Here is a 13,548-nt window from a genome sequence, read left to right as displayed (position 1 = left end):
CCTATAAGTGAAGATTTAAGACCTATCACTACTTTTATTTATAGAGAGTTATTTATTCTTTTTATTGCTATTAGTAACATTTTTCTTCCCTGTTTCTTCCTCTATCCCCCATCCAAAAACAGTTGGTAGCACTTTATTTTCAAATGTGAAAAGTATATTTACGACTAAATTATAATTTTCATATACTTTTATTTTTTTTGAGTTTGCAAAAGGAGAATTATAGGCAATTATAAATGCAAAAATTGCAAATAAAATCGGAAAAATATACGTGGAAAACTTAGGAAATGTAAAGGACTTCAGAACAAAAAAAGATATCTGAACAATTATACTCATTACATTTAATATTGTTTCTTTAACATCCTTTACAAACACTTGTTCATCGGAAAATATTTCAAAAAATCCAATACTAACTGCTTCTTCAAAATAATGTGTTAAATAACGCCAAAAAAAGTAAAAGTACATACTCAAAATGAATAGATATACCATACTTGGGTTCTTTATACTAAAAGGCACACCCATAATTCGCATGTTTTCGTTAATGCTTATACCTGATAAACTTATAAGTAAAATAATAATTGATATTATCATTAAATTTCTTCTTTGTCTAAAAAATGCTTCTGAGACTTCTTCTTTTATATTATTTTTCATATTCTATATATCCTTGTATTGTTAATTTATAAAGTTTAAACTTGCCCTTTAGTATCATATTAAATTCACCGTCTTTCATACTTTATCTTCGTATTGAGGTGTTGTTTTGGTTTTTAGTTCTTTATGAGGGAACATTATTTTTGTCATTTGTTACCCTCTTATTGAATATTGGATGCTGAACATGATTTTTATCATTTGAATAAAAACTATATTAACTGGTTCTATTTTTAGTGCCCATGTCCATCATCTTCACTCGCCCTATCCTGCTGAACTTGTTTAAGAGCTGATATCATAATACTATATGTATTTTCATTCAGTTTTTTAATATTTTCCAAATGTTTAGGAAGTTTTTTTTCTGGATGAGGACCATCAAAATATAAATACCAAAAAGATTTTTGTTCTTTATCTGTTCTCTTTGATAAAATTTTTATGAACTTTCGTTGATTTTCTTCCATTACTCCATTAGTTAAATATACAAAAAAATTAACTGCATCAACTTGAGCATGCCCATTTTGAAACACATTGATTATTTTTTCATATAAACACTCTTTTTGAATTTTATTTAATTGAAAAAATAAATCAATATAACTCATATGTTGATTAAATAATGGAGATTCCGTTATATTATTCTCAAAACCAAAGGTATCACTTCTTAAGCCAAGGTACATTTTAAAATCATTAAAAGTGTTTGGAAAGTTAATGAAGTAATTTTTTTGGTATTCCAAATTTTCTTTTGATATTTCTAAGTTCTCTTTTGATTTCTTTAAAACTTGAATTGAGACACTCTTATTTTCGAACGATTTTAATTGACAACTTGCATTTAATATTTGAATAAAAAATGCCATTCCGAGTAAAAACTTTATCATTTTTTAAACTCATCTGTAATAATTAACTTCATATTAGTTATCTTTCCTTTTTTATTTATTTTTGTTTTACCTTTTTTAATTACTGTATTTAAAAATTTAGAATGTGCATTTATGCTGTCTCCGACGAAGTTTTTTGCTTTTGTGTTCCCAACCAATAAACAACCTGCGGTATTTGTAGGGTTATTCCCTATATGTATCAATATACCTCTAGATGCAGGAACAACATCATTATAAAGTTTTAAATAGCCATTATATTGCTTACTGTAATGCCATATTAAATTAAATGTTCCAGTAGGAATACGTCTATCAAGGTCAGGAGTTGCAGTTGACGGTCCATTTTCTTCTAAAACAAATGCCGAAAAATCAGTATTATCAATTGTAATTTCTGATGTTGTTGACTTTGTTGTTTCCCATTTTCGTTTTACTCTTATATATATAGTTTCAAGCTCAACAAACCCCCACCCCTCAACCAAAGCCTCATCTAAAGCAAGTAGTGTGTTCTTTCCTACTACTCCGTCAGCTTTACTTTGATTGTATTGATGAGTATTATGTGTTGCTTTATAGTTCTCTTGGAAAGTCATTACTGCTTGTTCTCCATCATTTCCTAACTTAGCATCTATACCATCACTACCTATATCTATTTTCATCTTTTGAAGAGCTTCTTGTATAAGTTTTACTTCATTACCTTTAGAACCTTTTTTTAATACTGTCTTTTGTATATCTTCTACTATATCATTTAAAACTTTATCTTCTTTGTAGAGTTTTGATTTTAGGGTTCTTTGTATACTTGTTTTATTACTTTTATACTCTTTATCTTTATGTTTGACTACTGCTTGTATATCTTGTATATCATTTATATCTATACTTAGCATTGTTGCTATTTTTTGCATAGTTAATGTTTTTTGAATCTCTGTGTTTTTAACAAACTCTTCGAAGCTACATACTTTAGGTTCATAGATGTTTTTTAGGAATGTAATTATATTCAGTTCTACTTCTGAACCATCTTCTATATTTGCATTTGCTTTTATTATTATCTCTTCATCAGGTTTTACTACTTTAGCGAAGGCTTGTGTTGGTTTATCTATTGAAACATCTGTTATTTCACCTTCAAGTGTAGGTCTTACATAAGAGATAGTCTCTGCTGTGTTTTTTGGATACTCTCTTGGGTATACTTTTATATTTATCTCTACGAGTTTAGGTTCATCTTCTTTTTTTGCTTTAAGTTTATGTTCTACGCTAAGGTCATCTTTTACTTTTTCTTCTATAGTTGTTACTTTACCTGAAGAGTCTTTTTCTTGTATCTCTACTTTTAAATCTTTTATCTCATCTTTTGTTGGGTTATCTATGTTTAGTTCAACACTATAGTTTATTTGAGTAGAGTGAGGTTCAACTATATTCTTACCTAAGACTTCTACTACATTTACTTGGCGTTTTAGTTCACTTAGTCCATAACCCTCTGTTTCATCTTCTGGGCTATTTACAAAGCAGTGTGCATGTCCGTAGTGTTGTATATTATCATCTTGTAGTTTTACTTTCATTATGAGAGCATCTATCTCTATCTCATCATCTGTTGGTGTGTTTGTTAATATATCTCTATCTTGCTTATCATTGTTTTTTATGAAGTACCATTTTAGTTGAGCTGTTTGTGTTGGGTTTAGTTCTGTGGTCTCACTCCATGTTCCATCTTCATATTTTTCTACTTTTGCTGTATATATAAGTTCTTGTGTAATCTTATCTTGTTTAGAGATTGATGTTTGCATTCCTATTACTCTTATCTTTTCATAGAGTGGTTTTTTCAAGTCTTCTATACTAACTGTTTTTGAGGTGACTCCTGCGTTTGCTGAGTTATCATCATAGTTTGATGTTTTAAAGTGTATACCTGAGCTATCTACTGTTAGAACATTTCCTCCAACTTTCAAGCTTATTCCCTTTGCTGAGTCTAGCTCTATAGTTTTTGCTGCTTGTTTTATGGTCTTTGCTTTTAGGGAGTATGCTTTTTTTACTTCTATAGCTAAGTTCTCTCCTACTTGTTGGTATTTACTACCTAGGTGTTTTTGTTGAGTATCTTTTTCTACAAAAGAGGTAGAGAAACCTTTTACTCTTTGTGTTAAATCTTTTTGAACAACATTAAATGAGTTATTATTAACAATAGAGTTTGAGTCTTTAAGTATATGTATCTCTTGGTCTTCTTTGATTGTTAGTATTTGCTCTTTTTCTATTGTCTTTATCTCATTACCTAGTATATTTACTTTCTTATCATTTCCTATTGTTTGGGTTGAATCGTTTTGTACGGTAAGTTCTAGGTCATTATCTATGATTGTTTTTTTATTGTTTGCTATATGTGTATTACTATTGTTTAGTACATTTAGTTCATAATCATTCTGTGCTCTTAGGCTTAGTAACTCTTCTCCTTGTTTATCTTCAAAGAGTAGTTCATTGTATCCCTCTTTATCTTCGTATTGGGGTGTTGTTTGGGTTTTTATAAATGACTTTGTTTTTTCTTTTGGCAGGTTAAATGGATGTCGGTTCTCTCCATTGTGCAAAGCTCCCGTTATTATTGGTCTATCTATATCTCCATTTATAAAGCTTACTATTACTTCAGAGTTAACTCTAGGTAAGAACTGTACGCCATAGCCATCTCCACTATAGATATTTGAGAGTGGTACATAAGCAGAGGTAGGTCTCTTTTCATCAAAGTGAAATATTACTTTTATCTCTCCTCTTTCGTTTACATCTATTTCATTTGCAAACTTTGAAGTATCTTTATCTGTATTTGAAACTATTGCTGTTTGTATAGAGTGGATTCGTGGTTTAGAAGTAATTACTTGTGGTCTATATATAACTTCACTTGGGATTGCTATGAACTCTACACTGTACTGTGCTTGTTGTTCATCATCTGCAACTTGAGCATACTCATCTAAGGCATTTGGAAATGTTGCTTTATACTTTACACTTAGAACAATTACTTGAGTATTCTTATGTCCTTTAATATCTTTTAGGTTTAGAACCACTCCATCATTAACACTTAATTCTTCTGAGTTTCCTAGAACTCTAATACCTTGTGAAAAACCTTGCTCTGCATCTATCTTTGCATAACGAGAGAGGTCTTTATACAGGGACTCATCTAGTTTATCAAGTCTATCACGGAGAGTCTCTTTTTTTATATCTGAGCGTAATTGGGATGTTACTTCATTATCAGCAAAAGTATGACTATGCATTACTTGTCCTGCTTGTATACTGAAGTCTAAGGAAGGCTTTTTATTTTCATAATAGTCTTGTGCTTGTGCTGATGTTGAAAATGTTTTAACTTTATTATATGTACATTCTATGATTTCTGTATTTAGTGGAGCATGTTCGTTTAGTTCACATAAGGTAACTGTGTATGGATTATTTGAAGATGCATCTATTAGAAGGATGTAACCTTCTTCTTCACACAACATTTTAATAAATTCAAAGTCACTTTGTTTATACTGCGTACAAGTATGACGCTTTGGTATAGTTTGAGTATCTATTTTTACATCAAGTTGAATATTTAGTAGTACTGAATATTTTGCAATGATAGATGAAATGATATCAGGTATATTCATCTCTTGATAAACTTCATATCTTTGGTTAAGTGAAAGATAGTGTAGAGGGGATACTATTTTTATTTGGTAAAGCTTTTTTCTTGCTACACTTCCATTCTCTTTAGCTTCAATGATTTTTCCATATATCTTTTTAGAGTTTAGTGGGCTTGTTTCATCTCTTAAGTGTAGCTCTGTTTCTGTATCTACTATATCCTCTACATTTATCTCTTCATCACTTATAAAGGTAAGTTTATATTCGTATCCAGTTAAGATTGAACTTTTACCTTCTAGTTCATATACGCTATAGGAGTCTCTTCCTTGCATGATAGTATCTGCTTGATTATATTCAGATAGTTTTAGTTGGGCTGAGATTCGTTGGTGGATTTTACTGTTCATGGGAGATGCTAGTTGTGACATTTTCTACCTTTTAAAGATACTTAGATACTTAATAAACTTTGGTATGAAAAGTACTAAAATATACTTTTCACACTAAAACTTATTTTCCGGGTTTCCCCGAAATAAAGTATAGGGGCTTACGCACCTACACCTACTCTCCAGTCATCTTCTCCAGATGTACTAGCAGTTTCATGTCTCCAAGAAATCTTTCTGTAAGAAAAAGATACTACTTCAAGAGGCATAACTTGAGCCGCTGATGCACTCTCTTGAGATTCCATTGATGCATCCATATTAGTTATTACAGCATCTTCAAGAGTCATACTGTAGTAATGCTCAGGTTTACCTGCATATGAAGTTCTATACCATTTAAGTTCTACTTTCTTTAAAGTCTCACCTTTAGTTAGTGCATTATAAAGAAGTGGTGAACTCTTATCAATTAGTTTAGTAACAATCAATGGGTTATGAGTTCTTTGACCTGTTGGCTGACCTGTAGTCGTATTGCGTGGGATGTTGATGTTGTGAGTAAATGCTTTTACTATCGCCTCATCTTCATGACCATTCTGATAAATATTACCTACTGATTCTGGTGTTGTTGCACCTTCTGTTATATTACCTTGTGTGCTACCCTCGATTGACATAAAAACTGGATTATCCATTTAATTTCCTTATAGTTAATTTGAGTTTTATTATAGTCTTTAAAATACAACAAACAACTTAAAAAATATGCTTATTTGTTATATTACAATTATCGAAGTTAACTAATAAAGCAAGACTGTTTTTTTGTTGAGCTATATTTAACTCTTTTGCCGTAAATTTCCACTTTCTTATTGGTATAGTTGTCCATTGAAGGCATATTTACATCAATAGGAGCTATTCCATCTAAATCAGCTGAATGATGAAGATATCCTTGTCTTAACTCTTTATGTAAATCACCATGCATTTCGAATTTATCTTCTCTTAGCTCTTTGTATACTTTATATAAAAATTTATTATTTCTTGAATCAATTTTATATTGAGTTGAGATATCTTCAAAAGGAACTTTTTCTGAATTATCATCTGAGTTCAAAGCTTCCGTGTGCATAAGCTTCAAGCTAACATACTCATACTTATTTGAAATTTTTGGTCTGTATATATATAAATTATCATCTTCAATCAAGTTTTTAATTCTATAAAAACCAGCTTTTTTATTTCGCTTAATTTCTTTTATATCTTCAGCTGCCTCTACAAATAAGTCTGGACTGCTCTTTATCCACTCATACTTTTTATTCCATTTAAGAAGCAATTTTTCATTCTCATCAGCGATATAACGAGGACTCTTTTCTTTATCCATATAACCACCACCGACATCAGCGTGTGCCCCAGGAAGAGCTATCTCTTTCATTTTTGAATCTTCTTGAAACTTTTTAGAAGCACTCTCAGTAATATGTGTCATAGCAAAGTTTTTTCTGTACTCATCTTCAGCTGTGAGATGAACAAGTCTTCCTAATTTAGCCTCTTTAAAATCTAAATTTAAATCTTTATTATCATTTGCTTGACAAATCCCATAATGAGCTACAGTATCGTAAATCCCTATAAAACGAAACGAAACAGAATCTATCTGTAGTTTTCTTGCATATTTTTTGTAATATGGATTATAGTAGTCTACATCTCGTTTATTCCGACCTACACTTTTTGTAACAGTAATTTTTTCAATATCTGTTCGTAGAGGATTAAAGTAGTAACGTCCTTCTACCTTTGTATAAACACCACCTTGCTCTGGATAAAAAGGAGAAAATATGTTTTTTGATTCATCACTTGTATTTAGTGTATATTTACGTGTTGTATCAGATGTCTGGACATCATACTCTTTCATTATAGAACTCACAAAGTGTCTTGCTTCTGCCGCTCCACGTGAGAATCCAAAAACATCAAGAACCAATTCATTTACTAAGTTATAATTATTATGACGTAAGTTTTTAGCTATTTTATCGCAGGTATATACTATATGGGCTAATACACCGGTACTTCCAAATGCCAATCCTAAACCTATCTTACTATCTGACTTTAGTTTCCCACTCTCATAAGGGTCTATACAACCATCTCCACTAGCATAGACTTTAAAGCTGTCTTTTATATATTTCCTTGGCTCTGAGTCTTTTAGATTTAAGGGATCATAAGCTTTGTAATGTTCGAACAAACGTTTGATATTTGTATATCCATTCACAAAACTACTACCCTCCCCTGAGGGAAGAATCTCATCATATACATACTCTTTTACTAGAGTCTCTTTATACTCTTGTGTGTCTGCATCTAGTATTATCCCATCTTTAACAGCTTTCTCAGTATCTTTATTTAACTTTCCATCTTTAATATCTATAAGAAAGTCATAGACTTTATCTGAATGATCTGATGCTCTATCTTGAAACCAAGACTTATATTTTGTATCTTCGTTGTTTATCTTGTCTTTTGATGAGTTTTGGAAATAACGGACATTTTCTTGGATTTCGTCACGAATTCTATTGATGATTACATCTTTTCTTGGTTCATCAACTTCTCTTATGTATGTTGCTGCATTTGGATAGAATTTTTCATTATGTACATCTTTTTTCATAATAGGACGCTTTTCAGCATCCGTATCCAAAACAATTTTAGTTTGCTCACTAAGATACTTATGAAAATCAAGATTAAAGTCTACATTATACATACTGTTTTTAGTTCCATCGAAAAAGACTCCATACTCAACTAGAACCTTTGGCATCAAAGAAACAGAAGCATGTTCACTTAGAACTAGTACATCATAAACATCATCTTTTTTATTGTATATATAAGGGAGTGCTACTAAAGCATAAGCTTCATCTTCTATATTATCAGCATATAAGTATTGATTACAGATTTTAACATCTAGCCTAAGGTATCCAAAATTTGAATGCATATTTTCATCATTTTTTAACACAGAAGCTTCATCAAAAAAACCAAAGCCTTTTAGAAGACTTTTTAACTTATTAGCATCTTTAGACGGTGTACTTTGACGAATTATCCATTTATTTTTAAACTTTGAAGGATAAGTTCTAAACTCAGATATTTTTGTTTTATCTAAAGTAAAGGCAGGTTCATCTTTTGCATTTACACACTCTTGTAAAAGTGGGAGGTATCTGTCTTTTATCTCATTAATTCTATCTTCATTACTTTTTGCTTTATCATTTAGAAACGCATCGCCTAACTCATCTCGTCCAACTACTAAAAAAGCCCATCTTGTTCTAGCATTCTGCGCGGCAGCGACTCCGCTATTATTATAAAAAAACCGTACAACATGCATAAACTCTGTATCATGATAATAGACATTTGATGAACCTCTTTTTATTTCTGACATTATTTTTGTGCCTTTAGTTTTTTAATCCATTTTTGAGCTTTTTTATTTCCAAGTTTAGAGGCTTTTTTATACCAATAAATTGCTTTATCTTTATCTTTTAATTCTACAGAATATATATACCCTAAACTAGTGGCAGAATCTTCATCTCCCAATTCTGCACCTCTTTTATACCACTTTATTGCATTTTTATAATCTTTTTTATCATGATAAACATATCCGCGTCTAAACCCAGCAAAGCCACAACCCATGGCATCTGCTTTATCTAGCCATTCCATAGATTTTTTTTCATCATTTAATTTTTCATAAACTATTACTAAGTCTTCAGTTCCTTTGCAATCTTTCATTTCATAAGCTTTCGTGTACCATTTAATAGCTTTTTCTTTATCTTTAAGGTCTTTTAAATAAATATATCCAAGTAAACTAGCCCCTCTTGCATTTCCATTCTCAATAGTTTTCAAACAATACTCTTTACATTTTTCAAAATCATTGTATTCATTGATATATATTTGAGCCATTCCCCAATATCCTCGACCATCACCAAGTTTACCAAGCTCTTCTAAGACACTTAATGCCCCTTTTAAGTCGCCTTTTTTTCTAAGCATATGACCATATCCAAAATAAGCATCTTTATTATTAAGTGCCATTGCCCTTTTATACCATATTTGAGATTTATCATATTTAGCCATATTATCATACAGCACTGCTAGATTATAAATAGACTTATACTCACCTAACTCTGCCCCTTCTTTATAATAATCAATTGCATCATTAAGTCCATTTTCTATATAGGCTTCATGAAGACTTCCTAAAAGGTAGTAAGATTCTTTGGAAGCTTTTTTAGCACCTTTTAGATACTCTTTCTTTGCTTTTTGAAAGTCCTCTTTATCTAGGTAGAGATTCCCAAGATAGTTATATGCTTCAACATTACCTTTTTTTATCCACTCTTGATAATAAGCAATAGCTTCATCTTCTTTAAGTAGCTTTTTTTCTAAAATAGAACCTACTCTATATACCGAGTCCTTATAATTTTTATCTGCTGCTTTTTTAAACCATTTTACTGCAAGGTCATACTCTTTTTTCTGCTCTTCATAAATTCCACCAAGATAGTACATAGCTTTTGCATCATCTTGAAGAGTTGCTTGTTTGTAAAGATTAATAGCTTCATCAAATCTATTTTTAGTAACAAGGTAACCTGCTAAGAAGTTTATATCTTCTACAGATTTACTATTATTAACTTCTTTTTTTAAACACTCTATATATTTATTTGTAGTTTCTAACTTATCTGTACATATTGAAACATCCGCATTTAATGCTGTTAGTAAAAATAATATTATTAATAAAAATCTATTCATTACTTTTTTCTTCTCCATTTATCTCTTCTTCACTATCTGCAAAATTGGCATGTGCAACGGCGACATTCATTTGAGTTGTTTCTATATATGCTGTTATTTTAAGGTCTAGTTTTTCACCCTTATAGGTATGAGTCATTGTCCCTTTTGCATTTGACTCAGGAACATCTTTACCTTCTACTGTCCATCTTGTTTCTGCTTTTTCTTCTTCAGTAATCTCATCAACATTATATATTGCTTGAGCTTCAAACTCTTTATTGTCATTGTTCGTGATATTAACGAGAATATCTTCTACCTCAAGCATACGTTTAAGTTCAGTAACTTCATATCCCTCTTCAACTGCATCAACTACAAATGCATGAGCATGTCCGTGTTTATAGATATTCTCTTTTTCGAGTGTAACAGACATTTCTAAACCTTTGATATTAATGGTATCATCTGTTGGGTTGTCTGTTAATATATCTTTATTCTCTTGGTCATTATTTTTAATGAAGTACCAGTTGATTTGTGCCTCTTGTGTTGTTGTAAGTTCTGTTGTTTCACTCCATGCACCATCTTCAAACTTTTCTACACTAGCTGTGTATGTTAATACTTGGGTAATCTCATCTTGTTTAGTAATGCTTGCTTCAACTTTTGTAACTTTGAGTTTATTATAGAGTGGTTTTTCTATTTTAGCAATAGCAATTTTACTCGCTGTTACTCCTGCATTTCCTGAGTCAGTATCAACTTTTGATGCTTTTAGATGAATCCCTCCTCCATCTACAGTTAGAACACTTCCACCACACTTTAGGCTTATTCCATCACTTGCTTCTATTTCTACAGTTTCAGCTTCTTGTTTAATTGTTTTTGCGTTTAAATGGTAAGAGCTTGTTATTTCAATCCCAAGTTCTGCTTCTATTTGTAAAAATAGATTTGCTAAGTATTTCTCTTTTTGGTCTTTTTCTATATAGTGAGTTACTTGACCTTTTATCCTTTGGATAAGATCTTGTTCTATGATTGTTTTTTGATTATTATTGATGATGGTGTTAGCATCTTTAAGTATATGTATCTCTTGGTCTTCTTTGATTGTTAGTATTTGCTCTTTTTCTATTGTCTTTATCTCATTACCTAGTATATTTACTTTCTTATCATTTCCTATTGTTTGGGTTGAATCGTTTTGGACAGAGAGTTCTAGGTCATTATCTATGATTATTTTTTTATTGTTTGCTATATGAGTATTACTATTGTTTAGTACATTTAGTTCATAATCATTCTGTGCTCTTAGGCTTAGTAACTCTTCTCCTTGTTTATCTTCAAAGAGTAGTTCATTATATCCCTCTTTATCTTCATATTGGGGTGTTGTTTGGGTTTTTATAAATGACTTTGTTTTTTCTTTTGGCAGGTTAAATGGATGTCGGTTTTCTCCATTGTGCAAAGCTCCCGTTATTATTGGTCTATCTATATCTCCATTTATAAAGCTTACTATTACTTCAGAGTTAACTCTAGGTAAGAACTGTACGCCATAGCCATCTCCACTATAGATATTTGAGAGTGGTACATAAGCAGAGGTAGGTCTCTTTTCATCAAAGTGAAATATTACTTTTATCTCTCCTCTTTCGTTTACATCTATTTCATTTGCAAACTTTTGAGTATCTTTATCTGTATTTGAAACTATTGCTGTTTGTATAGAGTGGATTCGTGGTTTAGAAGTAATTACTTGGGGTCTATATATAACATCACTTGGGATTGCTATGAACTCTACACTGTACTGTGCTTGTTGCTCATCATCTGCAACTTGAGCATACTCATCTAAGGCATTTGGAAATATTGCTTTATACTTTACACTTAGAACAATTACTTGAGTATTCTTATGTCCTTTAATATCTTTTAGGTTTAGAACCACTCCATCTTTAACACTTAATTCTTCTGAGTTTCCTAGAACTCTAATACCTTGTGAAAAACCTTGCTCTGCATCTATCTTTGCATAACGAGAGAGGTCTTTATATAGAGACTCATCTAGTTTATCAAGTCTATCACGGAGAGTCTCTTTTTTTATATCTGAGCGTAATTGGGATGTTACTTCATTATCAGCAAAAGTATGACTATGCATTACTTGTCCTGCTTGTATACTGAAGTCTAAGGAAGGCTTTTTATTTTCATAATAGTCTTGTGCTTGTGCTGATGTTGAAAATGTTTTAACTTTATTATATGTACATTCTATTATTTCTGTATTTAGTGGAGCATGTTCGTTTAGTTCACATAGGGTAACTGTGTATGGATTATTTGAAGATGCATCTATTAGAAGGATGTAACCTTCTTCTTCACACAACATTTTAATAAATTCAAAATCACTTTGTTTATACTGTGTACAAGTATGACGCTTTGGTATAGTTTGAGTATCTATTTTTACATCAAGTTGAATATTTAGTAGTACTGAATATTTTGCAATGATAGATGAAATGATATCAGGTACATTCATCTCTTGATAGACTTCATATCTTTGGTTAAGTGAAAGATAGTGTAGAGGGGATACTACTTTTATTTGGTAAAGCTTTTTTCTTGCTACACTTCCATTCTCTTTAGCTTCAATGATTTTTCCATATATCTTTTTAGAGTTCAATGGGCTTGTTTCATCTCTTAAGTGTAGCTCTGTTTCTGTATCTACTATATCCTCTACATTTATCTCTTCATCACTTATAAAGGTAAGTTTATATTCGTACCCAGTTAAGATTGAACTTTTACCTTCTAGTTCATATACGCTATAGGAGTCTCTTCCTTGCATCATAGTATCTGCTTGATTATATTCAGATAGTTTTAGTTGGGCTGAGATGCTTTTGTCAATTATAGAGAGTATATTTAAATTTGGTATGTGACCCATTTTTTTATCATCTAATAGTTGCTATTGCAAATAAAATCACAACAAACGGACTTAGTGCCGTGATAATAGACCACTTAATACGCCACCATCCTTTTTTGTTGTTGAATTCTTTGAAATATTTTTCCTTAACAAAAATCATATCTGTTATAAAAGCCAAGCTACCAGTAACCGTTAATACATAACCAAAGAAATCTTCAAATGTTGGGAAAAGTAGATTTCTTGTAATATTATAAAAACCTATATATAGAGTCATAACTACAGACATACTTATCCCTCCGCCAATTATTGTTGCTAAACTAAGTTTTGGGTTTTCTGTAAACTTCTTTGTTCTACTTTCTATCATTTCTGCAGGATCAGCAATGCCTCTTTTCGTATATTGATGACGAAAAAATGGAATATCTATAATTAAAAGTATGAGTTTTTTTAAAGGATATAATATTAAATCCATACCTTTAGACGTTTGTATAACGCCCCTATAAAAAAAGTAATATATTACATTATAAAAATATTCTATATT

Annotated in this window: 8 protein-coding genes; all 8 read right to left on the bottom strand. The window is 31.0% G+C overall.

Annotated features, from left to right (window positions below; all coding sequences use genetic code 11):
• Positions 1-48 precede the first annotated feature (48 nt).
• Positions 49-648 (bottom strand): hypothetical protein, encoded by a 600-nt coding sequence (locus MOV42_RS04080; protein WP_324172516.1) that lies wholly within the window; start codon positions 646-648, stop codon positions 49-51.
• Positions 649-875: 227 nt separating this feature from the next.
• Positions 876-1,514, bottom strand: coding sequence for a hypothetical protein (locus MOV42_RS04075; RefSeq protein ID WP_324172515.1), 639 nt, complete (start codon positions 1,512-1,514; stop codon positions 876-878).
• A complete protein-coding gene (gene tssI, locus MOV42_RS13975) occupies positions 1,511-5,497 on the bottom strand; it encodes a type VI secretion system tip protein TssI/VgrG (protein WP_416385443.1) in 3,987 nt (1,328 codons plus the stop codon). The genes MOV42_RS04075 and tssI overlap by 4 nt, the downstream gene beginning before the upstream one ends.
• 116 nt (positions 5,498-5,613) lie before the next feature.
• A complete protein-coding gene (locus MOV42_RS04060; protein ID WP_324172502.1) occupies positions 5,614-6,132 on the bottom strand; it encodes an Hcp family type VI secretion system effector in 519 nt (172 codons plus the stop codon).
• A 98-nt stretch (positions 6,133-6,230) separates the two neighbouring features.
• Positions 6,231-8,825, bottom strand: a complete 2,595-nt coding sequence (locus MOV42_RS04055; protein ID WP_324172511.1) for a phospholipase effector Tle1 domain-containing protein — start codon at positions 8,823-8,825, stop codon at positions 6,231-6,233.
• Positions 8,825-10,177 carry a tetratricopeptide repeat protein gene (locus MOV42_RS04050; protein WP_324172510.1) on the bottom strand — a complete coding sequence of 451 codons (1,353 nt, stop codon included), beginning with the start codon at positions 10,175-10,177 and terminating at the stop codon, positions 8,825-8,827. The genes MOV42_RS04055 and MOV42_RS04050 overlap by 1 nt, the downstream gene beginning before the upstream one ends.
• Positions 10,170-13,031, bottom strand: coding sequence for a type VI secretion system Vgr family protein (locus MOV42_RS04045; RefSeq protein ID WP_324172509.1), 2,862 nt, complete (start codon positions 13,029-13,031; stop codon positions 10,170-10,172). The genes MOV42_RS04050 and MOV42_RS04045 overlap by 8 nt, the downstream gene beginning before the upstream one ends.
• Positions 13,032-13,038: 7 nt before the next feature.
• On the bottom strand, positions 13,039-13,479 hold the full coding sequence (locus MOV42_RS04040) for a hypothetical protein (RefSeq protein ID WP_324172508.1): 441 nt from the start codon (positions 13,477-13,479) through the stop codon (positions 13,039-13,041).
• Positions 13,480-13,548 lie beyond the last annotated feature (69 nt).

Source organism: Sulfurimonas sp., from assembly GCF_029027405.1.
In the GTDB taxonomy this organism is placed as follows: domain Bacteria; phylum Campylobacterota; class Campylobacteria; order Campylobacterales; family Sulfurimonadaceae; genus Sulfurimonas.
The sequence above is the reverse complement of the archived record's forward strand: the minus strand, read 5'-3'. Positions and strand labels throughout refer to the sequence as shown.